The sequence below is a fragment of the Pseudomonas neustonica genome, assembly GCF_003797945.1.
Lineage (GTDB): Bacteria > Pseudomonadota > Gammaproteobacteria > Pseudomonadales > Pseudomonadaceae > Halopseudomonas > Halopseudomonas neustonica.
Window position 1 is genome coordinate 114,381 of sequence record NZ_RKKU01000004.1, and the last position, 22,870, is coordinate 137,250.

Consider the following 22,870-nt stretch of genomic DNA (forward strand, 5'->3'; position numbering starts at 1 on the left):
CATGCCCACGGGCACGTTGCGACCTATACATTGGGGGAATAATAAAAGGCATGATCAGTATAAATAGCCTGACCAAACGCTTCGGCGAGCACGTCGCCGTCGATAATCTGTCATTCGACGTCAAACCGGGCGAAGTGCTCGGCTTCCTCGGCCCCAACGGCGCCGGAAAATCCACCACCATGAAAATGCTTACCGGCTTCCTGACACCTGATGGTGGCTCGGCATCGGTCTGCGGCTTTGATGTGCAGACGCAGATCCTGCAGGCGCAGCAGCAGATGGGTTATCTGCCCGAAGGGGCTCCCTGCTACGGCGATATGCGGGTGAAGGGTTTTCTTGAGTTTATTGCCTCTGTGCGTGGCTTCAGCGGTGCCGAAAAGCACAAGCGGGTCGCGCGTGCGGTTGAGCAAGTTGAACTGCAATCGGTGCTGGGCCAGCGCATTGAGACCCTGTCGAAAGGCTTCAAGCGGCGCGTCGGGCTGGCACAGGCCATCCTGCATGACCCGCAGGTGCTGATTCTGGATGAGCCCACTGATGGTCTGGATCCTAACCAGAAGCATCATGTGCGCCACCTGATTCAACAGTTGGCCGAAGGCAGTAACAAGATCGTGGTTATTTCTACACATATTCTCGAAGAGGTCAGCGCCGTATGTTCCCGCGCGGTGATCATCGGTCGCGGTCGACTCCTGGCTGACGGTACGCCGGAGGAGCTGGAAGCACGCTCGCGCTATCATCAGGCGGTGACCTTATCCCTGTCGCACAGTGTTGATACGCAAGCGTTGCAACAACTGCCAGGCGTGCTGGCGGTGGAAAGCCTGCATGATGGTCAGCAATTGACCGTGCTGGCCAAACCGGGTGAGGTGATCTTCCCGGCGGTAGGACAACTGGCTCGCGAGCAGCAATGGCAGGTCGCAGAGCTGTCGGTAGAACGTGGTCGTCTGGATGACGTCTTCCGTGGTCTGACGTCAGGGGAGGCGGCATGAGTAATCTGGGTGTGATTTTCAAACGCGAGTTGGGCAGCTATTTTGCCACTCCGCTGGCCTATATTTTTATCGTCATTTTTCTGGTGTTGTCGGCGTTATTTACCTTCGATCTGGGCGGTTTTTACACCGCCGGTCAGGCCGACCTCAACGCGTTCTTCTCATTCCATTCCTGGCTATACCTGTTTTTGGTGCCAGCGCTTGCCATGCGGCTATGGGCCGAGGAGCGCAAGTCGGGAACTATCGAATTGCTGATGACGCTGCCGGTATCGCGCACCGACATGGTCTTGGGCAAGTTCATCGCCGCCTGGGTCTTTGTTGGTATTGCGTTGTTGCTGACCTTTCCGATCGTGATTACCGTCAACTATCTGGGTAACCCGGATAACGGCGCCATCTTTACCGGGTACATCGGTAGCTGGCTGCTGGCTGGCGGTTATCTGGCCATCGGCTCCTGTATGTCGGCCGCTACCAAGAATCAGGTGATCGCGTTCATTCTCAGCGTTGTCGTCTGCTTCATCTTCATTGCTGCCGGTATTCCCATGGTGCTCGACTTCTTTAGCACATGGGCGCCCCAGTGGCTGGTCGATGCCATTGCCTCATTCAGTTTTCAGGTTCGCTTCAGTGCATTGAGTCACGGCGTACTGGAACTGCGTGACCTGCTGTATTTCTTCTCGCTGATGGCTGGTTGGTTGTTCGCCACTGCGATTGTCATCGACCTGAAAAAGGCCGATTGAGGCAAAGGAGCATTCATGAAACGTTTAATTTATTCTGGCGCCGGGTTACTGGTGCTGCTGCTGGCTTTTGTTGCCTTCAATATGGCCACCAACGTGTTTCTGCCGGGCGCGCGTATCGATCTTACCGAGCAGAAGTTGTATACCTTTTCCGATGGTACTCAGCAGATTCTGGCTGACCTGAAAGAGCCAATTGATCTGTATTTCTTCTTTTCCGATCAGGCCAGTAAAAAGAATGTGGCGCTGCGCAACTATGCCAAGCGCGTCGAGGAGATGCTGAAGGAATACGAGCGTGAGGCTGATGGCAAGATTCGCTTGCACATCATTGACCCGCAGCCTTTCTCGGAAGCTGAAGACCGCGCCGCCGAATTTGGTTTGCAGGCCATACCGCTGAACCAAACCGGCGATAACCTGTACTTTGGTCTGGCAGGCACCAACGAGCTGGCTCAGCGTGAAGTGATTCCGTTCTTTGCGCTGGAGCAAGAGGGCATGCTCGAGTATGAGCTCAGCCGCGTTATCAGCACCCTGGCCGAGACTGAAAAGCCTAAGGTTGGCCTGATTTCCGGTCTGCCCATTGGTGGCGGAGCTTCACCTTACTCGCAGCAGCCGGCGCCACCCTGGGTGGTACTGGAGCAAATGCAGCAGATGTTTGAGGTAGAGCAACTGCAGCACGACGTCGATGAGATTCCTGACGATATTGGCGTGTTACTGCTGATCCATCCCAAGTCGTTAACTGAAGCGGCGCTCTATGCGGTCGATCAGTTTGTCCTGGGCGGCGGTAAGTTGCTGGCCTTTATTGATCCCTATGCCGAGTCTGATCAGGCGATGGAAGCGATGATCGAAGGCATGGCGGACGGTAAATCGTCTGATCTTGGACCGCTGCTGAGAGCCTGGGGTGTGCAGTATAACCCCGAGCAAGTGGTGGTAGATGAAAGCCAGGGTATGTCGGTTAGCCGTGGGCAGGGCCAATTACCGGCGCGTCATATCGGCTGGCTGGAAGTGGAGCCTGCGCAGATCGACAGCGACGACACCATTACCGCGCCTTTGCAGCTGCTCACAGTGGGCACCGGCGGTGCGCTGATTCCGGTTGACGGCGGGCAGACGCACTTTACGCCGCTGCTGACCAGTACAGCCAACAGCAGTCTGATGCCCAGCGATGCATTCGCCAAACTGCGTGATCCCGAAGAGCTACTCAAGGGATTCAAAGCGGATGATCACACCTATACCTTCGCCGCGCGCCTGACTGGCCCCGCCAAATCTGCCTATCCGCAAGGCATGGAAGGGCATGATCCGGGTCTGCAACAGGCTGACAACATCAACGTGGTGGTGGTCGCTGATACCGACATGTTGACCGACCGCATGTGGGTGCAGGTGCAGGATCTGTTTGGCCAGCGCATTCCGCAGCCGTGGGCTGACAATGGCGGCTTCCTGATTAACGCGCTGGATAATCTGTCCGGTTCTGATGCCCTTATCAGTGTGCGTTCGCGTGGTGACTTCAGTCGTCCGTTTACCGTGGTTGAAAAACTGCAGCGTGATGCTGAAAGTCGCTTCCGCGCCAGTGAGCAGCGCTTGCAGCAACAGCTGGCGGAAACCGATCAGCGCCTGGCTCAACTGCAGCAGAATCAGGACCCCAACCAGTTGACCGAACTGACGGCTGAGCAGCGTGATGCAATTCAGCAGTTTATTGACGAGAAGCTGGCGATCCGCAAGCAGTTGCGCGACGTGCGTTACAAGCTCAATGCCGATATCGATAACCTGGGTACGCGCTTGAAGTTCATCAATATCGCATTGGTGCCATTGCTGCTGACACTGGGTGTGTTGATCTGGTGGCTGGTTGGCCGTTTGCGTCGCAAGCACTGAGGAGGGACGAGATGCGCAAGATAGTATTGTTGGTAGTCGCGCTTCTGGCCGTGGTGCTGGTTGCGGCGGCTTTACAGTCACGCAAGGACGACCGCGAGGTCGACCTGCAAAGTCATAAACTGCTGTCTGAACAGCAGTTACAGATTCTGGCAGATACGCAGGCGATTACCTTGCAGCGTGGTCAGCAGGAAGTGAAGCTGGTGCGCCAGGACGACCAGTGGCTGGTAGCCAATAGCGATAACTTCCCGGTCTTACAGCCACGTTTGGCGGCCTTGCTACTGAATCTGCGTGGCGCTGAGGTACAGGAAGAGAAAACCGATAACCCTGATTATCATCAGCGTCTTGGTCTCAGTGCCGACAGCGAGCTACCGGTATTGCAGGTCACCCTCGATGCGGGCGATACCACACTCGGTCTGCTTTACGGTAACGCAGTGGGTAAGGGGCAACTGCTCCGTTTCGCCGACGCCAATCAGGTGCTATTGATCAACCGGCCTTTGACTGTCTCGGTGAACAGCCATGATTGGCTTGATTTGCAGGTCAGCAATGTGCCGTTAGAGCAGATTGCCAAGGCACGCTGGGAACATGCCGATGGCGAGACGCTGGTGTTGGACAAGGCGGAGCAGGGCGACTACAACTTCCGTTTGGCTGGTGAGGCGTCGGCAGAGGGGCAGGAGCGCAAACTCAATTCCATGGTGTTGGCCCTGGCCAACCTGCAGGCGCAGAACGTGAGTTTGCGCAGCAAGCTGGCGCTGGGTCAGCCTGGCTTGTCGATGCAACTCGATACCTGGTCGGGCGCTCAGCTTGCAGCGTCGCTATACCAACTCGACAATCAGTACTGGTTGACGGTGGATGCGGTCAAGCAAAGCGACGAGCAGCCGCTGGATGTGCGTATTGATCCTCGTTGGGCTTATCAGCTCAGCGTGGCCCAGCATGATCAGTTGGCACTGCGTGCAGCCGATCTGCAGCCAGCAGAGGTGGAAGTCGGCGAATAGTCGCGTTTGCTGATAGCCGGCGACATGGGTCGAGTCGCCGGTTGTTATTTTGTCTCTTGCTCTGATTTATTCCCTCTTTCCTACTTGCCCTGTACAGGGCACAGCACTGCCAGTGCTTTCAACAGTGTCTGTAACTGTCAGAGCGCAGGTAGGTTGGTCAGCAGCCAGCGTTCAAACTCTTGCGCTGGCATGGCGCCGTTCAGGCGTGCTATCTCTTTGCCGTGATGCAGAATCAGCAGGGTGGGGATACTGCGTATGGCAAAGCGTGCCGCAAGGTCCGGTGCGGCTTCGGTATCTATCTTGATCAGGCGCGCACGGGGTTCGGCACGGCTTGCTGCCTGCTCAAATACCGGAGCAAATTGCTGGCAGGGCCCGCACCAGCTTGCCCAGAAATCGATTACCAGCGGCAAATCGGCACTGCTGTGCTTGGCAAATTGCGCTGACGTTAGCGCGAGTGGTTTACCGTTGAACAGGCTCTGTTTGCAGGCTCCGCATTGCGGGTTAGCGCTCAAACGCTCGACCGGCAAACGGTTTTTGCGATGGCAGTGCGGGCAGGTGATCAGCATGCTATCTGTCATGGTGCTCTCTGCATTTGGGGGTGCATGGATGATCCATCAGGATCGTATCTCTGGGTGACACTGTCTATCTATCGGGATCAGCTCGGCGACGCCAGTGCCGTTGCAGCTCAACAAAGGTGAGCGAGGCGGACCAGGTGATCAATACCAGCCCTGTAAGTGCCTCGGTACCGTAGAGAAAACGGATGTTGCCTACCGGCGTGATGTCACCGTAACCCAATGTAGTATAGGTGGTGGCCGACAGATAGACCGTCTCGAACAGGGTAGGGTCCGGCAGCCCGGCAATACTGCCTAGCGCAGGTATCTCAAGCATAAGCAGCGCGCCTATGCCAAACAGCCAGATTTCGCCGATGTGAGCGATCAATAGCACAAAGATCAATGTAAGGATGCGCGGGCGCTCGGCCCAGCGAGTCGTGGTGATAAAGGCGTTGAGCCGCGACAGAATTTCGTAGTGCATGACCACTGCACAGACCGCCAGCAACACGCTGCCAGCGGCCATGATCCAGTGGTACTGATCAATCATCGGCTAGAGCGCCCAGACGAATTCACTTTCGCCATCGGCATTGACCTTTAGCCAGCGGTCGGGATCGATAACGCCCTCGCTTTCGTCCCAGCTGCCGATTGAGCAGCGCACCTCATGACCCAGCGCGGTATGGACGGCATGTGCACACTCGGTGTCGCTTGCCCAGGGCGTCTCGGCGCTGTCAAACCAGATGCTGGTCCACTTGCCGGCGGCCTTGCGCACTATCATCAACGGGATTGCCGGAGTGCTTTGGATAACACCCTGTCGGGTGTTGCCCTTGGCTTCTTCGAGGACCAGTGGTCCCAAGGCCTCGGGTATCCAGGCAAGCAAATCCTTGACGTGGTCTTCGCGCAGATAGATCTCAATGTCAGGTTGGCGCACGACGTATCCTCGGGGAGCAATTGATCTGTTGTTCAGCTTCGTTCCAGTAATACCATCTGCATGGCGACTTCCAGGCCTTCGATGCCGCTGGCGCACAGCGCCTGCTGGCGCTCCTGCTGGCTGCGGAAACCGTGTGGTGTCATGCCAATGAGATTGGCCAGCTCGTCGGCTGGCACCTGCAGAGCATAGCGCAGGGTGCTTTGCGAAACGATGTGCAATTCATCCGGCAATGATTTGATTAGCTCGGGTGTAGGGTGAACGCTGTCGTACAGCTTTTCACGCAGTGCCATCAGGTGATCGCCATGCGGTCCGACAATCAGTACCTTGCCGCCAGGCCGCAGGGTACGCACGCACTCCTCTGGGGACCAGGGGCTAAATACACAGAGTGCCGCGTCCAGGCTCTGATCCGCTACTGGCAGGCGGGCACTGGAGGCCACCAGCCACTGTATATCCTTGCTGCGTCGGCAGGCCTTGAGGATGGCGTCCTTGCTGATGTCCAGCCCCGCCAGTTGCGCCTGCGGCAGTACGCTAGCCAGTCGGCTAGTGTAATAGCCCTCACCGCATCCCATGTCGAGCACTCGCGCCGGGGTTTCGGCGACCAACAGTTGATTGATCGCATCGCTTACCGGTTGATAATGCCCCGCATCCAGAAACGCCTGCCGGTGACTCAGCATTTGTGGCGTATCGCCCGGCTGCTTGCTGTTCTTATGCTGCACCAGCAGCAGGTTCAGGTAGCCCTGACGAGCCTGATCGTAGCTATGGCCGTTGACGCAGCGCCATTGTCGGTCGGTCTGCAGGAGCGCGTCATGGCAGTGCGGGCAGATAAGTTCGATCATCAGGCGAGTAACCGTTCCAGTGTGGCTTCATAGATATCGGTAAGAATATCCAGGTCACTGGCTTTGATACATTCGTTGACCTGGTGGATGGTAGCGTTGACCGGACCTAGCTCGACTACCTGAGTGCCCATGGTCGCGATAAAGCGGCCGTCAGAGGTGCCACCGGAAGTAGAGGGCTGAGTGTCACGCCCGGTTACCTGCTTGATGGCTGCCGCGACGCCGTTGAGCAGGGCACCAGGTTCGGTCAGAAACGGCAGTCCGGAGACGGTCCAGTGCAGCTCATAGTCCAAGCCGTGCTGGTCGAGCAGGGCACGCACACGCGCCTGTAACCCTTCGACCGTAGACTCGGTAGAAAAGCGGAAGTTGATCAGCGCCTCCAGCTCACCCGGTACCACGTTGGTGGCACCCGTCCCGGAGTGAATGTTGGAAATCTGGAAGCTGGTGGGTGGGAAAAAGTCATTGCCTTCATCCCACATCTCCGCTGCCAGGGCGGCGAGCGCCGGTGCTGCCAGATGGATCGGATTGCGCGCCAGGTGTGGGTAGGCTACGTGCCCCTGTTTGCCCTTGATGACCAGGCGGGCGTTCAACGAGCCGCGGCGGCCATTCTTTACGACGTCACCGACCAGCTCAGTGCTCGATGGCTCGCCAACGATGCACCAGTCGACTTTTTCTCCGCGCTCAACCAGGGTCTCGACTACCTTGACGGTGCCTTCAGTCGCTGGCCCTTCTTCGTCACTGGTGATGAGGAAGGCAATGGAGCCTTTGTGCGTTGGGTGCTTGGCAACGAATCGCTCGGCGGCGACCAGCATGGCGGCAAGGCTGCCTTTCATGTCTGCTGCGCCGCGGCCCAGCAACATGCCATCACGAATAACCGGCTCAAAGGGCGGTTGATCCCATTTCTCCAGCGGGCCGGTTGGCACTACATCCGTGTGACCGGCAAAACACAGGACCGGTCCGCTGTCGCCGCGCCGGGCCCAGAGGTTATCTACCTCGCCAAAGTTGAGTTGTTCCAGCTTGAACCCCACTGCCGCCAGGCGCTCGCCCATCAACTGCTGACAGTCTGCATCTTCAGGGGTGGTGGAATTGCGCGAGATCAAATCGCAGGCAAGGGACAGGGTAGGGGATAGCTCGGTCATGGCTCGCTTCGCTGTTGATGTGTCTGGCGCTCATGATACCAGAGTGAACTGCAAGGCCAGAGCACAGCCGAGCAGTCGCTGCTGTTATCGGGTAAAAGGCGTATCAGTCGGGTTTGCTGGCAGCGGGCCAGCGTGCTTTGCGCCATGCGCGTCGCTGCTTCTTGTCGAGAAAGGTCCAGGCCAGTAGGCGACTGCGCTTCTGTCCTTGTGCCATGTCCATGATGCGAACATCGGTTGCGCCGAGTTCGCGCAACTGGGTGGGTAGTTGCTTAAGACTGTCAGCGTTTGAGACCAGGCTGCTGAACCAGAATACCTGGCGGCCAAATTCCGCGCTTTCAATTGCCATGCGCGATAAAAACCCGGCTTCGCCACCTACGCAATACAGCTCACTGGCCTGACCGCCAAAGTTGAGCACGCCGGCTTTGCTTTCGGCCTGCTTGTTGAGTTGTTGCCACTTGCGCTGATTAGCTGCGCGGGCTTCCTCTGCGCTGGCATGGAATGGGGGATTGCACAGGGTAAAATCAAACTGTTCTTCCGGCTTGATGATGCCGCGAAAAAGATGCTCATTGTGCGGCTGCAGGCGCAGGCTGATGCGTTGGGCTGCAGTGGCGTTGGTATCGAGCAGTCGTTCGGCGTTATCCAGTGCTGTCTGATCGATATCGCTGCCGACAAAGCTCCAGCCATACTCATGACTGCCAATCAACGGATAGATCAGGTTGGCGCCGGTTCCCAGGTCCAGACCGACCAGTTTCTTGCCTGTGGGTATCTTGCCGTCGTGGCTGTCGCCGAGCAGGTCTGCCAGGGTGTGCAGATAGTCTGCTCGTCCCGGGACAGGGGGGCAGAGATAGCCGGGTGGAATATCCCAATCACGCACCTTGTATTGCAGCTTGAGCAGAGCGCTATTCAGCGCCTTGACTGCGTCTGGTTTGCTGAAGTCGAGCGTGCTGCCACCTGCTGGCGAATTGATGAGATGCCCACGCAGTGCGGGGTTGGCGCTGGTCAGTGCAGCGAAATCATACTGGCCCTGATGGCGGTTGCGTGGGTGCAGACCGGTTTTGGTCGACGCCTTGGGGCTGGTTTTGCGGGGCATGGGATATTCCGTAGTGATGGACGCTGATTCTCCCACAGGTGGCTCTCCACATCCATGCAAAGCGCTCTGTTGGCTTGTGCACAAATACCGGGGATGAATCTGTGGATAACCCAAGGATAGCTTTCGCCAGCGTATGGCTGGCGGGCCTTGGGCCAAGCTGGATGTTATTTGATCAAGCGTTGCAGTACGCCGAGTGACTTGCGCGCTGATATACTCGCTGGCTGACAGCAGTGGAGTGAATATGACGACAGATGATCCGCGATTTGGTGGCATAGCACGCCTGTATGGCGTCGATGCATTGGCACGTCTGCAGGCCAGTCATGTGGTGGTGGTGGGTATTGGCGGGGTCGGCACCTGGGTGGCTGAAGCGCTGGCGCGAACCGGGATTGGCCGTATCACGCTGATTGATCTGGACGAAGTCTGTGTGACCAATACCAATCGCCAGTTGCCAGCGATGGAAGGCAATATCGGTCGACCCAAGGTCGAGGTCATGGCAGAGCGTCTGCGCGCAATCAATCCTGCCTGCGGGGTGAATCCGATTCTCGACTTTCTCAGCCCGGCGAACATGGAAGACTATCTTGGCGAGGATGTTGATTGTGTAGTGGACTGCATTGACAGTATCAAGGCCAAGGTAGCGTTAATTGCCTGGTGCCGACGCCGCAGGATTGCCGTTATTACCACAGGCGGCGCGGGAGGGCAGACAGATCCGACCCAGGTTACCGTGTCCGATCTGTCAAAGACCGTCAACGATCCGTTGGCAGCCAAAGCCCGCTCGCAGCTGCGCCGCGATCACAACTTTCCCAAGTCCGGCAGCAAGCGCAGTTTTGGCGTGCCCTGCGTCTACTCGAAAGAGCAACTGCGTTACCCCCAGCCAGACGGCTCGGTCTGCCAGCAAAAGGCTTTTGTCGGTGAAGGTGTGCGCCTGGACTGCGCTGGCGGTTTTGGTGCGGTGACTATGGTAACGGCGACGTTCGGCATGGTCGCTGCTGCGCAGGCGGTGCAGCGGTTGTTGCGCTGAACAGTAGCCGCAAGCCGAAAGCCGCAAGCCTTAAGTTGCAAGCTTCAAGCTTCAAGCCAAAAGCCAAAAGCCAAAGGCAGTTTGGGTGAGGTGGTTTTTTGTGTTGAGGTGCAATCGAGATGTTGACGCAAAGCCTGCAACTGGCTCCACACTATTAAGCTTGCAGCTTGCAGCTTGCAGCTTGCAGCTTGCAGCTTGCAGCTACAAAAAAGGCCCGAACCGATAACCGGAACGGGCCTCTCACATCACTGCTTGCAGCTTAAAGCTTGTTGCTTGCAGCTACTGGGCGCCGAAGGCGCTCAGTTATGCGCGTGCAGCATGTCGTTCAGCTGGATAGCGCTCTTGTTGGTCTTGCACTCGATGGCGCCGGTTTGCGAGTTGCGGCGGAACAATAGGTCGGACTGGTTGGCCAGGTCGCGCGCCTTGAGTATCTCGACCAGATTATCGGCGTCGTCCAGCAGAGTGACCTTGATGCCGGCGGTGATGTACAGACCGGCTTCTACGGTGCAGCGGTCGCCCAGCGGAATACCGATACCGGCGTTGGCGCCGATCAGGCAGCCTTCGCCAACGGAAATGACAATGTTGCCGCCGCCGGACAATGTGCCCATGGTCGAGCAACCGCCGCCCAGATCCGAGCCCTTGCCGACAAACACACCGGCGGAAATACGGCCTTCGACCATGCTGGTACCGGCAGTACCCGCGTTGAAGTTGATAAAGCCTTCGTGCATGACGGTGGTGCCTTCGCCAACGTAGGCGCCCAGGCGCACACGGGCGGTATCGGCGATGCGAATGCCGGATGGCGCAACGTAATCGGTCATGGACGGGAATTTATCGACGCTGTTGACCACCAGTGACTGGCCCTGCAGGCGAGCAGCCAGTTGGCGTTGCGGTAGCTCGTTAACGTCAATGGCGCCGTGATTGGTCCAGGCAACGTTGGGTAGCAGCGGGAAAATACCTGCCAGAACAACACCGTGTGGCTTGACCAGGCGATGCGAGAGCAGGTGCAGCTTGAGGTAGGCCTCGGGGGTGGACACAGGCGCTTCGTCAGTGGCCAATACCGTGGCGACCAGCGGACGTGTGCTGCTGGCCATCTGTTCGATCAGTGCGCTAGCTTCGGCAAAGCCTGCTTGCTTCAGTGCGCTGGCGAGTGCTGCACATTGGCTGGTGGAGAAACTGATGGCCTGGTTGCCTTCGCTGTAGCCGAGTTGCTCGCTGACGACGTCAATCAGTGCGCTGTCGGGGTTCAGCATGGGCTGCGGATAGTAGACTTCAATCCAGTTGCCTGCGCTGTTCTGGGTGCCGATGCCAAAGGCCAGGCTGAAACATTCGCTCATGGGGTGGTTCCTTTGATGCTATGCATTGGTGTCGAACGCGCTGGCATACCATTCCGGCTTGAAGCCAACCAGGCGCTGTGAGCCGGTATCCAGTACCGGTCTTTTGATCATCGAAGGGTTGGCCTGCATAAGAGCAATGGCCTTGTCGGTGTCGATGTCTTGTTTGTCTGCTTCATCCAGCTTGCGGAAGGTCGTGCCCTTGCGGTTGAGCAGGGTTTCCCAGCCGTGTTCGGCGCACCAGGCGCGAAGATGCTCGGTGTCGATTCCGTCTTTCTTGTAATCATGAAAAGCATAATCTACCTGATGGTCTTCCAGCCAGGTACGCGCCTTTTTCATGGTGTCACAGGCTTTGATGCCATAGAGAGTAATCACGTGTTACAGACCCTTTATGAAGTCGCGGATGCGCTCGGCAGCTTCGATACAGTCACTCAGCGGCGCGACCAAGGCCATGCGCACGCGTCCCGCGCCGGGATTATAACCATCAATGTCGCGTGACAGGTAACGTCCGGGCACAACGGCTACGTTGTACTCGGCCAGCAGGCGTCGAGTAAAGGTGTCATCATCAATCGGCGTGACGGGCCACAGATAGAAGCCTGCGTCGGGGCGCTGCACCTCCATGACCTCACCGAGGATGCTCAATACCGCGTCGAATTTAGCCTGATATTGACTGCGGTTATCCACGACGTGAGCTTCGTCCTGCCAGGCCGCCAGGCTGGCGAGCTGGCTTTGCACGGGCATGGCACAGCCGTGATAGGTGCGGTACTGCAGGTAGGGTTGCAGCAGGCTGGCATCGCCAGCGACAAAGCCCGAGCGCAGGCCAGGCAGGTTTGAGCGTTTGGACAGGCTGTGGAATACCACGCAGCGACTGTAGTCGTCACGGCCCATGGCGGCGCAGGCCTGTAATAGACCAACAGGTGCAGGGCCCTCAGGCGAGTAGATCTCGCTATAGCACTCGTCGGAGGCGATAACGAAGTCATGCTCGTCAGCCAGCTTGATCAGTTGTTGCAAGGTGTCGAGCGGTATGACCGAGCCGGTTGGATTGCCTGGTGTGCAAATAAACAATAGTTGGCAGCGCTGCCAGACGTCAGCGGGTACCTTGCCGAAGTCAGGAATGAAGTGGTTGCTGGCGTCACAGGCAAGATAGCAAGGCTCCACACCGGCCAGAAACGCAGCACCTTCGTAGATCTGATAAAACGGGTTGGGGCTGACTACCAGGCCCTGTGGATCACGCTCTATCACGGCTTGGGTAAAGGAAAATAGCGCCTCGCGTGTGCCGTTGACCGGAATTACGTGCTGCGCGGGGTCAAGACTGCCTGCCTTTAGGTTAAAGCGCCGGGTCAGCCAGTCTGCTATGCCCTGACGTAATTCAAGCTTGCCTTGCGTGGTCGGGTAGACCGCTGCCTGGTCCAGATTGGCGGCAAGCGTCTCCAATACAAAAGGCGGAGAGGGGTGCTTGGGCTCACCAATGGACAGTGAAATCGGGCGTAGCGCCGGATTGGGAGTTACATCTGCTATCAGCGCGCGCAGCTTTTCAAAGGGGTAGGGCTGCAGACGTTGCAGGTCGCTATTCATTCAGAGTCCTCAGGGGCCAATGGCAATTGGGCTGCTGTACGCCTGCTCGGTTGGCTGGGTACTGCTCAGGGTGTCGATAATGGTTTGCTGCAGACTCTCGCATAGAGCCGGGTCGGATAGTGCTTGATTGTCGGCATCAGTCAGTACGAAAACGTCGTCCACGCGTTCGCCCAAGGTCACGATCTTGGCGTTCTGCACACTGATGTCAAAGTCGAGCAGAATGCGGCCCATGCGGGCGAGCAGGCCTGGCCGGTCGGGTGCGCTGAGCTCCAGAATCGTGTGTTGGCCGTTCGGATCGTTGAAGATCGTCACCTCGGGCGCAAAGGCAAAGTGCTTGAGCTGGCGCGGCACGCGACGCTGGATAATAGTCGGGAAGGCGTCGGGATCAGACAGCGCTGCAATCAACTCGGCTTTGATCTGGCGGATACGTTCAGGGTTGTCGCCAATAGAATCACCGCCCGAGTCGAGCACGATGTAGGTGTCGAGGCTGAACTGACTGGTTGAGGTGATGATGCGTGCATCCTGAATACTCAGGTTGAGCTGATCCATGGCCGATACGGTGGCGGCAAACAGATCGTTCTGCTCAGGCGTGTAAATGAAGATCTGGGTCGCACCTTCAAATTCGCGCTGCGCGGTCTCCTTGATGAGCACCAGCGGACCGTGCCGGCTGCTGTGCTGCACTATGGCCTCGGTATGCCACGCCACATCGCTGGCGGTATGGCGCAGGAAATAGTCATCACCCAGCTCGGCCCAGAGCGCTTCGGCGTCCTCTTCTTCAATACCGTTGCGCACCAGAATATCCAGTGCCGCCTGCTGGGTCTGCAGAATGTGCTCGTCGCGATCCGGCGGGTTGTCGAGGCCGCGACGAAGAGCCCGCTTGGTTTCGGTGTAAAGCTGACGCAGCAGCGACGCGCGCCAGGAGTTCCACAGCGTAGGGTTGGTCGCGTTGATATCGGCAATGGTCAGCACGTAAAGGTAGTCAAGGCGTACTTGATTGCCCATACGGACCGCAAAGTCGTGGATCACCAGGGGGTCGGAAATATCCTTGCGTTGCGCTGTCGTTGACATCAGCAAGTGGCTTTCAACCAGCCAACTGACCAGATGCGTGTCCCAGGCGGGCAAGTGGTGACGGTTACAAAATTGCTCCGCATCGACGGCGCCCAGCTCCGAGTGGTCGCCGCCGCGGCCCTTGGCAATGTCGTGATAAAGGCCGGCGATATACAACAGATCCGGCTTGGGCAGGCGACAGAAAATGCGCCAGGCCAGGGGGTATCTATCCTGGTATTCAGGGCGATTGAGCTTGCGCAGATGCTTGATCAGGTTGAGCGTGTGTGCGTCGACCGTGTAGATGTGGAAAAGGTCGTGCTGCATCTGACCGACAATCTTGCCGAACTCGGGTAGATAGCGGCCGAGAATGCCGTAGCGATTCATGCGGCGCAAATTGCGGTGAATGCCTTCCTTGCAGCGAAACAGCTCGATAAACAGGCTGGTATTGCGAATGTCGGTACGAAAATCATCGTCGATCAAGTGACGATGGTCACGTAGCAGACGGATACTCTCGGCGCGCACGCCCCGAATTTCAGGGTGTTGAGCCATAAGCACGAAAATTTCGAGAATGGCGAAAGGGGTGCGCTTGAAGACGTTGGGGTTGGTGACTTCAATGTAGTGGTTACGTATCTGAAAGCGGCTGTTGAGCGGGCGAATATCGGCGGCTTCGGCGTCACGCAGCAGTATCTCTTCAAAATGCTGCATCAACAGATCGTTCAGTTCTGACAGTGACATCACTACGCGGTAGTACTTCTGCATGAAGCGCTCTACCGCTAACTTGCTGTCATTGCCTTCGTAGCCGAGCATCTTTGCCAGTGCGCGCTGGTGGTCAAACAGCAGTCTGTCCTCGGCACGTCCGGACAGGTTGTGCAGGGCGAAGCGGACCTTCCAGAGAAAATCGCGGCCAGCGGTAAGAATGTCGTACTCGGGCTCGTTCAAAAACCCCTGATCAACCAGTTTGCGCAGATCGTTGGTGCCAAAGTGACGCAAGGCAACCCAGGCGATGGTCTGGATGTCGCGCAGACCGCCGGGTGAGCTTTTAACGTTGGGCTCAAGGTTGTACTCGGTGTCGTTAAACTTGGCGTGACGAGCTTGTTGCTCGGCGCGTTTGGCGCGGAAAAACTCGGCGTCATTCCACATGTTCTTGGTGCTGATCGCAGTCAGCATGCTCTGGCGCAAGACTTCGTCACCAGACAGTGTGCGTGACTCCATCAGGTTGGTAATGACTGTGAGGTCAGCCTTTGCTTCCTGTTCACACTCCTCAATGGAACGCACGCTCTGGCCCACTTCCAGGCCAATGTCCCACAGCAACATAAGGAAGTTTTCGATCGAAGAGCGGAAGGCTTCGGGATCGTCGCGCACCAGAATGAGCAGGTCGATATCGGAATGCGGGTGCAGTTCGCCTCGGCCATAGCCGCCAACAGCCAGCAGGGCAATGCCTGGATCCTGGGCGCAGTCGAGTCTGGCCCATGCCTGCTGCAGTATTTGATCGGTAAACCAGGCGCGCTCGTGGATCAGTTGTCGGATATCGCGCCCGCTCTCAAAGCGGCCTTGCAGCGCGTTGTCGGCGTGCCTTATGGCTTTTTTGAAAGCGCTGATAGGACTGCTTTTTAATGCCAGCTCCGCTTGGAACTGGCCCGGATCGAAAAGCGCGTTATCCATGGTTTTTATCCTTGGCAGTTAGTGGCCTTGGCTGTGACTGGCGGCTACTGCTATTGAAAGGATTCTTCGCTGCGCAGGGTAAGGACTTCATAACCGTCAGCGGTCACCAGAATGGTGTGTTCCCATTGGGCTGACAACTTACGGTCTTTGGTGATGGCGGTCCAGTTATCACCCAGCAGGCGTGTTTCTGCGCGGCCCTGATTGATCATCGGCTCGATGGTGAAGGTCATGCCTTCCTGCAGTTCCATGCCAGTGCCTGCGCGCCCGTAATGAAGCACCTGGGGGTCTTCATGGAACACCTTGCCAATGCCGTGGCCACAGTACTCACGCACCACGCTGTAGTGGTTGGCGTGCGCATGATCCTGGATGATCTGGCCGATGTCGCCCAGACGAGCGCCGGGACGCACGACCGAGATACCTTTATACATGCACTCTTGAGTCACGCGTGCCAGACGCTCAACCCACTCGGGTGCCTCACCAACGATGAACATTTTGCTGGTATCGCCGTGGTAACCATCCTTGATCACGGTTACGTCGATATTCAGCGCATCACCATTCTTCAATGGTTTTTCGTTGGGTATGCCGTGGCATACGACGTGATTGATGGATGTGCAGATCGACTTGGGGAACGGCATGCGGCCTGGCGCGCCACCATAGTTCAGCGGGGCGGGAATGGCCTGCTGCACGTTGACGATGTGGTCGTGGCAAATGCGGTCGAGCTCTTCGGTGGTAACGCCAGGCTTGACGTGTTCGCCGATCATCTCCAGCACCTCGGCTGCCAGGCGTCCGGCAACGCGCATGCCGGCAATGTCTTCCGGTGTCTTGATGGATACGGTCATGTCAGGTTTCTCTTGATTAAACGCCAGCAGGCGAAAGTGTGACAAACCTCGGATTCTACCAGACCTGAGCCCGGCTGTTGAGACAGCGTGAAGTGCTGTAAGCCGCTAGAGGAACTTTATTCGCCCTGTTATATATGGTATAAAGCGCGGCGCCTGAACAAACGTCCGGTTTTCCGGAGTCAGGTGAACCTTAAATCCGCACACGTATCGTCACGGTATCCTGGGTGCCCTTCGGGGTTGGATATTGGGATGCGTGGAGGCCAAACCCAACTTACTGGAGTTATCATGACCCAAGTTTCTATGCGTGACATGCTGAAGGCCGGTGCGCACTTCGGCCACCAGACCCGTTACTGGAATCCGAAAATGGGCAAGTTCATTTTCGGTGCTCGTAACAAGATCCACATCATCAACCTTGAAAAAACCATGCCGATGTTCCACGACGCCCTGAGCTTCGTTGAGAAATTGGCCGCTGGCAAGAACAAGGTTCTGTTCGTTGGTACCAAGCGCGCTGCCAGCAAGATCATTGCTGAAGAAGCGTCACGCTCCGGTCAGCCTTATGTTGACCATCGCTGGTTGGGCGGCATGCTCACCAACTACAAGACCATCCGCCAGTCCATCAAGCGTCTACGCGACCTGGAAGTTCAATCCCAGGATGGCACGTTTGACAAACTGACCAAGAAAGAAGCGCTGATGCGCACTCGCGATCTGGAAAAGCTGGATCGTGGTCTGGGCGGTATCAAGGACATGGGCGGCCTGCCTGATGCTCTGTTCGTGATCGACGTTGAGCACGAGCGCATTGCTATCACCGAAGCCAACAAGCTGGGTATTCCTGTTATCGGTATCGTTGATACCAACAGCAGCCCTGATGGCATCGACTATGTTATCCCCGGTAATGACGACGCTATCCGTGCCATCAAGTTGTACGCTGCTGCTGTTGCTGACGCAGTTCTGCGCGGCAAGAACAACAACGGCGGCGCTGATGAGTTCGTTGAAGAAGCTGCTCCGGAAGCCTCTGAAGGCTAAGGTGCGGTCGGCGAGTTTAATGCCGTAGAAAAGGGGGCTTTGCCCCCTTTTTGCAATATATTAAAAGCAACATGATACGGCGGCCTTGCTTATCCCTTCGGGCTGCCAACAGTCAAAGTAATCTAGAGGATTATTTCATGTCACAGATTTCTGCAGCCATGGTCAAAGAACTGCGTGAGCGCACCGGCCAAGGCATGATGGAGTGCAAAAAAGCACTGGTTGCCGCTGAAGGCGACATTGAAAAAGCCATTGATGACATGCGCGCATCCGGCGCAATCAAAGCAGCCAAAAAAGCTGGCAACATTGCTGCTGAAGGCGCGATCGCTGCCAAAGTAGCAGATGACAAGAAATCTGCTGTCATCATCGAAATCAACTCGCAGACCGACTTTCTGGCGCTGCAGGATGACTTCAAGGGTTTCGTTGCTGCCAGCCTGGACAAGGCTTTTGAGGCCGGCTACACCGACGCAGCTCCCCTGATCGCTGACCAGGAATCTGCCCGTGAAGCCTTGGTCGCCAAGACCGGTGAGAACGTCAATATCCGCCGCCTGACCCGCGTTGAGGGTGATGTGGTTGGTGCCTATCTGCACGGCCATCGTATTGGTGTCGTGGTTACGCTCAAGGGTGGCGACGAAGAATTGGCTCGTGACATTGCTATGCACGTTGCTGCCAGCAATCCGCAGTTCCTGGATCCTTCCCAGGTTTCCGAGGACGCCATTGCCAAGGAAAAAGAGATCTTCCTGCAGCTGAATGCCGAGAAGATCGCTGGCAAGCCTGAGAACATTGTTGAAAATATGGTCAAGGGCCGTATCAACAAGTTCCTGGCGGAAGGTAGTCTGGTTGAGCAGGCCTTCATCAAGGACCCCGATGTTAAAGTCGGCGAGCTGGCCAAGAAAGCCGGCGCTGAAATCCTGTCCTTCGTACGTTACGAAGTGGGTGAAGGTATTGAGCGTGCAGAAGTCGATTTCGCTGCCGAGGTCGCTGCCCAGCTGGCCGCTTCCAAGCAGTAAGTAGGCTATAGTGCACCCTGACCAGTGCACCGTGGCGACCTGCGGGTCGCCGCGAACAGGTTGATCGAAGAGGCTTCCCGCGCAGGCGTGAGGCCTCTTTTTTAAGAAATACTGAACAAGTGCCCGCCGCTACAGTCTGCTGGAACTCGTTGAGTATTTCTCCATTCCAGCGCAGGAGAGTCAAGCATGGCCCAAGTCCCCAGCAGCCGCCAACCCAAGTACAAACGTATTCTTCTCAAACTCAGTGGCGAAGCCCTGATGGGAACCGAAGGCTTCGGTATTGATCCCAAGGTGCTGGATCGCATGTCGTTGGAAATCGGTCAGTTGATCGGTATCGGCGTGCAGATCGGTCTGGTTATTGGTGGTGGTAATCTTTTTCGTGGTGCGGCGCTGCACAGCGCTGGCATGGATCGGGTGACCGGCGACCATATGGGTATGCTGGCAACGGTTATGAACGGTCTGGCAATGCGTGACTCGCTTGAGCGCTCGAATATTCAGACCCGGGTCATGTCCGCCATTACCATGGAAGGTGTAACCGAGCACTATGACCGCCGCAAAGCTATGCGCTATCTGGCGGGCGGGGACGTGGTAATATTCTCTGCCGGTACCGGCAATCCTTTCTTTACGACTGATACCGCCGCCTGTCTGCGTGGTATCGAAGTCGATGCTGACCTGGTGCTCAAGGCCACCAAAGTGGATGGCGTCTACAACGCTGATCCAATGAAGGATCCAAATGCAGAGCGCTTCGACAGCCTAAGCTACGATCAAGTGCTGGATTTGAAGCTCGAAGTGATGGATCTGACCGCGATCTGTCTGATTCGCGACCATAAGATGCCTTTACGGGTATTTAACATGAACAAGCCAGGCGCGCTGTTGAACGCAGTAGTGGGCAGCGCCGAAGGAACACTGATCGAGGGTTGAGGAATGATCAACGAAATCAAGAAGGACGCGCAGGCGCGCATGGGTAAATCGGTAGAGTCTCTGGGTCATGCTTTTGCCAAGATTCGTACTGGTCGTGCCCACCCCAGCATCCTGGATAGCGTGATGGTTAACTGCTACGGCGCCGACACTCCGCTGCGCCAGGTCGCCAACGTGAACGTTGAAGATGCGCGCACCCTGGCGCTGAGCGTTTTCGACCGGAGCCTGATCCAGGCTGTCGAAAAGGCGATCATGACGTCTGACTTGGGTCTTAATCCTGCGACTGCCGGTACCACTATTCGCGTGCCAATGCCCGCCCTTACTGAAGAAACCCGCAAGGGCTATACCAAGCAGGCGCGCTCTGAGGCAGAAAATGCGCGTGTCGCCGTGCGCAATATTCGTCGCGATGCATTGAGTCAGCTGAAGGACCTGCAGAAAGAGAAGGAAATCAGTGAAGATGAAGAGCGTCGCGCCGCGGATGACGTTCAGAAATTGACTGACAAGTTCATTGCAGAGGTCGACAAGGCTCTTGAAGCCAAGGAAAAAGACCTGATGGCAATTTGATCACTGTCTGTTGAGTGAGCCTGGCATGAACAATAACAGCAGCACCGGCGCTCAAGCCGAAATGCCACGTCATGTTGCCATTATCATGGATGGCAATAATCGGTGGGCGCGCAAGCGTTATCTGCCCGGAGTCGCTGGTCACAAGGCCGGAGTCGACGCGGTGAAGGCGATGATAGAAGTGTGTATCGAGGACGGTGTCGAGGTACTCACTTTGTTCGCCTTTTCCAGTGAAAACTGGCGGCGGCCGGAGGATGAAGTAGGTGCTCTGATGGAGTTGTTTCTCGGTGCATTGCGCCGTGAAGTGCGTAAGCTCCGAGAGAATGGTGTTCGGCTGCAGATAATTGGTGATCGCAGCCGTTTTGCGCCAGAGCTGCAGCAGGCAATGCAGAAGGCTGAAGAAGCGACCGCCAACGAGACTCGCCTGACGTTGGTTATTGCAGCCAATTACGGTGGTCATTGGGATGTAACGCAGGCGGTTCGGCAGCTCGCTGTCGAGGCCGCTCGCGGTGGACTGGACCCAGTCAGGATCACTGAGCAGGATATCGAGTCGCGATTGTCTACAGCCGATTTGCCTATGCCAGACCTGTGTATTCGCACCGGTGGTGAAAAGCGCATCAGTAATTTTTTGCTTTGGCAGTTCGCCTACACCGAATTTTATTTTTCCGATCTGTTTTGGCCTGACTTCAAGCAGGACGCTCTGCGTGAGGCTTTGGCTGATTTTTCCTGCAGGCAGCGCCGCTTTGGCAAAACCAGCGAACAGCTTGCAGCGGAGTCCTGATGCTCAAACAACGGGTAATTACTGCACTTATTCTGGCACCCTTGGCCGCAGCAGGCTTCATCCTGCTGCAAGGTGCCTGGTTTGCCTTCTTTATTGGGGCGGTGGTCGCGCTGGGGGCCTGGGAATGGGCTCGACTGTGTGGCGAGACCAGGCAGGCTGGACGCATTATCTACGCCTTGACCCTGGGACTGTTCATGATCGGCTTGTATCGTGATAGCTGGCCTATTATCTACTACGTTATTCCAGCGTTGCTTTGGTGGGCTTTTGCCACTGTGATGATAGTGCGTTATCCCGCAGGCAAAGGCGTATGGCAGGGTAGCTTTGTGCGTCAACTGTTCGGCTTGCTGGTGTTACTGCCAGCGTGGGCTGGTCTGGTTTGGTTGCGTGCTCAGGAATATGGTTTGTGGCTTATTTTTTCTCTGCTCATTCTGGTGTGGGCGGCAGATATCGGCGCTTACTTTGCAGGCAAGACGTTTGGTCGCAACAAGTTAATGCCGAATGTCAGTCCGGGTAAAACCCGTGAAGGCTTGCTGGGCGGCTTGATCGTCAGTGAACTTCTTGCTCTGGCTGCGATGTTTTACCTCGGTTGGGGAGCGACAGCCATCTTGCTGGGAGTCTTGGGTGCTGGCCTGGTGGTATTGATTTCAGTGGTCGGAGACCTTGCCGAAAGTCTTTTCAAGCGCGAAGAGGGCTTAAAGGACAGCAGTAGTCTGTTACCTGGGCATGGTGGTGTACTCGACCGGATAGACAGCCTTACGGCAGCTATTCCTATGTTCGTCGGATTTTGGTTGCTCCTCGGGAGCTATTTGGCGTGACCGTTTCGCGGATCACAATCCTCGGCGCTACTGGCTCAATCGGAGTAAGTACGCTGGATGTTATCGCTCGCCATCCTGACGAATATCGGGTGCACGCCCTGACTGGTCACAGTCGCATGGACGTGCTGGCGGACCAGTGCGTGTTACATCGGCCCGTCTACGCGGTGGTCGCGGACGAGCAGCAGGCGCTATCGCTGCAGTCGCGGCTGGATAGCCATGGCGTCCCGACTCGGGTTCGCCATGGTGCTGAGGCGCTGGCTGAGGTGTCCGCTGACGGCTGTGTAGATATTGTGATGGCCGCGATTGTCGGTGCCGCCGGATTGCGGCCCACGCTGGCGGCAGTCAAGGCGGGCAAGCGCGTGCTGCTGGCCAATAAAGAAGCTTTGGTGATGTCAGGCGCGCTATTTATGCAGGCGGTGCGTGACTCTGGTGCTCAGCTGCTACCTATCGACAGTGAGCACAACGCCATCTTTCAGTGTATGCCCGTCGATTACAAATCGGGGCTAGCCAAGGTGGGGGTGCGGCGTATTCTGTTGACCGCGTCCGGCGGACCTTTCCGCGAGTTCAGCGCTGAGCAGCTGGCCTCTGTGACGCCTGCCCAGGCCTGTGCTCACCCCAACTGGTCTATGGGTCAAAAAATCTCGGTTGATTCCGCCAGCATGATGAACAAAGGGTTGGAGTTGATCGAAGCCTGTTGGCTGTTTGACGCGCGCCCGGACCAGGTCGAAATAGTGGTCCACCCGCAAAGCGTTGTGCATTCGCTGGTGGATTATGTGGACGGTACCGTACTGGCTCAAATGGGTAATCCTGATATGCGTACGCCGATAGCGCACGCGCTAGCCTGGCCGCGACGCATCGACTCCGGCGTCAGCGCGCTGGATCTGCTTTCCGTGGCGCGACTGGATTTTGAGGCGCCGGATGGTGAGCGCTTTCCATGCCTCAAGTTGGCGCGGCAGGCCGCCGCAACTGGGGGCACTGCCTGTGCGATCCTGAACGCTGCCAATGAGGTCGCGGTATCCTCCTTTCTGTCAGGGCGTATGGGCTTTACTGATATCCCTGTTATGATCGAGCACGCGTTAGGGTCGATGCCAAGTGAGGCGGTCCTGGATCTGGATCACATCATGCTGGCAGACCGCAAAGCGCGTGAGCTTGCTGAAGCCTGGCTTGTTCAGCGTCGCTGATTATTACTTAT

23 protein-coding genes are annotated in these 22,870 nt (G+C 56.9%); 12 read left to right on the plus strand and 11 right to left on the minus strand.

The window, feature by feature from the left end; genetic code table 11:
* The first annotated feature begins 50 nt into the window (after positions 1-50).
* From EF096_RS05565 to EF096_RS05580, 4 genes are read left to right on the plus strand one after another with little or no spacing between them, the layout of a single operon-like run.
* On the plus strand, positions 51-980 hold the full coding sequence (locus tag EF096_RS05565; RefSeq protein ID WP_123888630.1) for an ABC transporter ATP-binding protein: 930 nt from the start codon (positions 51-53) through the stop codon (positions 978-980).
* A complete protein-coding gene (locus tag EF096_RS05570) occupies positions 977-1,711 on the plus strand; it encodes an ABC transporter permease (protein WP_123888631.1) in 735 nt (244 codons plus the stop codon). The genes EF096_RS05565 and EF096_RS05570 overlap by 4 nt, the downstream gene beginning before the upstream one ends.
* A gap of 15 nt (positions 1,712-1,726) precedes the next feature.
* Positions 1,727-3,568, plus strand: coding sequence for a Gldg family protein (locus EF096_RS05575; protein WP_123888632.1), 1,842 nt, complete (start codon positions 1,727-1,729; stop codon positions 3,566-3,568).
* An 11-nt stretch (positions 3,569-3,579) separates the two neighbouring features.
* Positions 3,580-4,560: a DUF4340 domain-containing protein gene (locus EF096_RS05580; RefSeq protein ID WP_123888633.1), complete on the plus strand. Its 981-nt coding sequence runs from the start codon at positions 3,580-3,582 to the stop codon at positions 4,558-4,560.
* 137 nt (positions 4,561-4,697) lie between these two features.
* On the opposite strand, the gene trxC is transcribed toward EF096_RS05580, so the two are convergent.
* From trxC to rlmF, 6 genes are all read right to left on the minus strand, one after another.
* Complete coding sequence (trxC, locus tag EF096_RS05585; protein ID WP_123888634.1) at positions 4,698-5,138, minus strand: thioredoxin TrxC; 441 nt, start codon at positions 5,136-5,138, stop codon at positions 4,698-4,700.
* Between the two features lie 64 nt (positions 5,139-5,202).
* Entirely contained in the window at positions 5,203-5,658 is a 456-nt protein-coding gene (locus EF096_RS05590; protein WP_123888635.1) for a potassium channel family protein, read from the minus strand.
* Between the two features lie 3 nt (positions 5,659-5,661).
* On the minus strand, positions 5,662-6,039 hold the full coding sequence (locus EF096_RS05595; protein ID WP_123888636.1) for a hypothetical protein: 378 nt from the start codon (positions 6,037-6,039) through the stop codon (positions 5,662-5,664).
* Positions 6,040-6,071: 32 nt separating this feature from the next.
* Positions 6,072-6,875 carry a putative RNA methyltransferase gene (locus tag EF096_RS05600; RefSeq protein WP_123888637.1) on the minus strand — a complete coding sequence of 268 codons (804 nt, stop codon included), beginning with the start codon at positions 6,873-6,875 and terminating at the stop codon, positions 6,072-6,074.
* The gene (gene dapE, locus EF096_RS05605) at positions 6,875-8,011 is read right to left on the minus strand and encodes a succinyl-diaminopimelate desuccinylase (protein WP_123888638.1); all 1,137 of its coding nucleotides are present in this window, start codon (positions 8,009-8,011) and stop codon (positions 6,875-6,877) included. Before dapE ends, EF096_RS05600 begins: the two co-directional genes overlap by 1 nt.
* Positions 8,012-8,114: 103 nt before the next feature.
* The gene (rlmF, locus tag EF096_RS05610; protein WP_123888639.1) at positions 8,115-9,101 is read right to left on the minus strand and encodes a 23S rRNA (adenine(1618)-N(6))-methyltransferase RlmF; all 987 of its coding nucleotides are present in this window, start codon (positions 9,099-9,101) and stop codon (positions 8,115-8,117) included.
* Between the two features lie 241 nt (positions 9,102-9,342).
* Between rlmF and tcdA the strand changes: the two genes are divergently transcribed.
* Positions 9,343-10,119, plus strand: a complete 777-nt coding sequence (gene tcdA, locus EF096_RS05615; RefSeq protein ID WP_123888640.1) for a tRNA cyclic N6-threonylcarbamoyladenosine(37) synthase TcdA — start codon at positions 9,343-9,345, stop codon at positions 10,117-10,119.
* A gap of 299 nt (positions 10,120-10,418) precedes the next feature.
* Here the strand turns inward: tcdA and dapD are convergent, their stop codons facing one another.
* The 5 genes from dapD to map are packed head-to-tail and all read right to left on the minus strand — an operon-like array spanning position 10,419 to position 16,573.
* Entirely contained in the window at positions 10,419-11,453 is a 1,035-nt protein-coding gene (dapD, locus tag EF096_RS05620) for a 2,3,4,5-tetrahydropyridine-2,6-dicarboxylate N-succinyltransferase (RefSeq protein WP_123888641.1), read from the minus strand.
* A gap of 18 nt (positions 11,454-11,471) precedes the next feature.
* On the minus strand, positions 11,472-11,825 hold the full coding sequence (locus EF096_RS05625; protein WP_256671249.1) for an ArsC family reductase: 354 nt from the start codon (positions 11,823-11,825) through the stop codon (positions 11,472-11,474).
* 3 nt (positions 11,826-11,828) lie between these two features.
* On the minus strand, positions 11,829-13,025 hold the full coding sequence (gene dapC / locus EF096_RS05630) for a succinyldiaminopimelate transaminase (protein WP_123888642.1): 1,197 nt from the start codon (positions 13,023-13,025) through the stop codon (positions 11,829-11,831).
* Between the two features lie 9 nt (positions 13,026-13,034).
* Entirely contained in the window at positions 13,035-15,743 is a 2,709-nt protein-coding gene (locus tag EF096_RS05635; RefSeq protein ID WP_123888643.1) for a [protein-PII] uridylyltransferase, read from the minus strand.
* A 41-nt stretch (positions 15,744-15,784) separates the two neighbouring features.
* Entirely contained in the window at positions 15,785-16,573 is a 789-nt protein-coding gene (map, locus tag EF096_RS05640) for a type I methionyl aminopeptidase (RefSeq protein WP_123888644.1), read from the minus strand.
* 285 nt (positions 16,574-16,858) lie between these two features.
* Here map and rpsB point away from each other — a divergent pair, with 285 nt between their 5' ends.
* The 7 genes from rpsB (at position 16,859) to ispC (ending at position 22,859) form a co-directional block, all read left to right on the plus strand.
* Positions 16,859-17,596: a 30S ribosomal protein S2 gene (gene rpsB, locus EF096_RS05645; protein WP_123888645.1), complete on the plus strand. Its 738-nt coding sequence runs from the start codon at positions 16,859-16,861 to the stop codon at positions 17,594-17,596.
* A 137-nt stretch (positions 17,597-17,733) separates the two neighbouring features.
* Positions 17,734-18,603: a translation elongation factor Ts gene (tsf, locus tag EF096_RS05650; RefSeq protein WP_123888646.1), complete on the plus strand. Its 870-nt coding sequence runs from the start codon at positions 17,734-17,736 to the stop codon at positions 18,601-18,603.
* A 186-nt stretch (positions 18,604-18,789) separates the two neighbouring features.
* Entirely contained in the window at positions 18,790-19,524 is a 735-nt protein-coding gene (gene pyrH / locus EF096_RS05655; protein ID WP_123888647.1) for a UMP kinase, read from the plus strand.
* Positions 19,525-19,527: 3 nt separating this feature from the next.
* On the plus strand, positions 19,528-20,085 hold the full coding sequence (gene frr / locus EF096_RS05660; protein ID WP_123888648.1) for a ribosome recycling factor: 558 nt from the start codon (positions 19,528-19,530) through the stop codon (positions 20,083-20,085).
* Positions 20,086-20,110: 25 nt separating this feature from the next.
* Positions 20,111-20,863, plus strand: a complete 753-nt coding sequence (gene uppS, locus EF096_RS05665; RefSeq protein ID WP_123888649.1) for a polyprenyl diphosphate synthase — start codon at positions 20,111-20,113, stop codon at positions 20,861-20,863.
* Entirely contained in the window at positions 20,863-21,678 is an 816-nt protein-coding gene (locus EF096_RS05670) for a phosphatidate cytidylyltransferase (protein ID WP_123888650.1), read from the plus strand. Before uppS ends, EF096_RS05670 begins: the two co-directional genes overlap by 1 nt.
* Positions 21,675-22,859 (plus strand): 1-deoxy-D-xylulose-5-phosphate reductoisomerase, encoded by a 1,185-nt coding sequence (ispC, locus tag EF096_RS05675; RefSeq protein ID WP_235869640.1) that lies wholly within the window; start codon positions 21,675-21,677, stop codon positions 22,857-22,859. The genes EF096_RS05670 and ispC overlap by 4 nt, the downstream gene beginning before the upstream one ends.
* Positions 22,860-22,870 lie beyond the last annotated feature (11 nt).

What these genes read in the sequence shown, in the direction of transcription:
- EF096_RS05565 (WP_123888630.1), top strand. Translation starts at nt 51, where the DNA reads ATGATCAGTATAAATAGCCTGACCAAACGCTTCGGCGAGCACGTCGCC.
- EF096_RS05570 (WP_123888631.1), top strand. Translation starts at nt 977, where the DNA reads ATGAGTAATCTGGGTGTGATTTTCAAACGCGAGTTGGGCAGCTATTTT.
- EF096_RS05575 (WP_123888632.1), top strand. Translation starts at nt 1,727, where the DNA reads ATGAAACGTTTAATTTATTCTGGCGCCGGGTTACTGGTGCTGCTGCTG.
- EF096_RS05580 (WP_123888633.1), top strand. Translation starts at nt 3,580, where the DNA reads ATGCGCAAGATAGTATTGTTGGTAGTCGCGCTTCTGGCCGTGGTGCTG.
- trxC (WP_123888634.1), bottom strand. Translation starts at nt 5,138, where the DNA reads ATGACAGATAGCATGCTGATCACCTGCCCGCACTGCCATCGCAAAAAC.
- EF096_RS05590 (WP_123888635.1), bottom strand. Translation starts at nt 5,658, where the DNA reads ATGATTGATCAGTACCACTGGATCATGGCCGCTGGCAGCGTGTTGCTG.
- EF096_RS05600 (WP_123888637.1), bottom strand. Translation starts at nt 6,875, where the DNA reads ATGATCGAACTTATCTGCCCGCACTGCCATGACGCGCTCCTGCAGACC.
- dapE (WP_123888638.1), bottom strand. Translation starts at nt 8,011, where the DNA reads ATGACCGAGCTATCCCCTACCCTGTCCCTTGCCTGCGATTTGATCTCG.
- rlmF (WP_123888639.1), bottom strand. Translation starts at nt 9,101, where the DNA reads ATGCCCCGCAAAACCAGCCCCAAGGCGTCGACCAAAACCGGTCTGCAC.
- tcdA (WP_123888640.1), top strand. Translation starts at nt 9,343, where the DNA reads ATGACGACAGATGATCCGCGATTTGGTGGCATAGCACGCCTGTATGGC.
- dapD (WP_123888641.1), bottom strand. Translation starts at nt 11,453, where the DNA reads ATGAGCGAATGTTTCAGCCTGGCCTTTGGCATCGGCACCCAGAACAGC.
- dapC (WP_123888642.1), bottom strand. Translation starts at nt 13,025, where the DNA reads ATGAATAGCGACCTGCAACGTCTGCAGCCCTACCCCTTTGAAAAGCTG.
- map (WP_123888644.1), bottom strand. Translation starts at nt 16,573, where the DNA reads ATGACCGTATCCATCAAGACACCGGAAGACATTGCCGGCATGCGCGTT.
- rpsB (WP_123888645.1), top strand. Translation starts at nt 16,859, where the DNA reads ATGACCCAAGTTTCTATGCGTGACATGCTGAAGGCCGGTGCGCACTTC.
- tsf (WP_123888646.1), top strand. Translation starts at nt 17,734, where the DNA reads ATGTCACAGATTTCTGCAGCCATGGTCAAAGAACTGCGTGAGCGCACC.
- pyrH (WP_123888647.1), top strand. Translation starts at nt 18,790, where the DNA reads ATGGCCCAAGTCCCCAGCAGCCGCCAACCCAAGTACAAACGTATTCTT.
- frr (WP_123888648.1), top strand. Translation starts at nt 19,528, where the DNA reads ATGATCAACGAAATCAAGAAGGACGCGCAGGCGCGCATGGGTAAATCG.
- uppS (WP_123888649.1), top strand. Translation starts at nt 20,111, where the DNA reads ATGAACAATAACAGCAGCACCGGCGCTCAAGCCGAAATGCCACGTCAT.
- EF096_RS05670 (WP_123888650.1), top strand. Translation starts at nt 20,863, where the DNA reads ATGCTCAAACAACGGGTAATTACTGCACTTATTCTGGCACCCTTGGCC.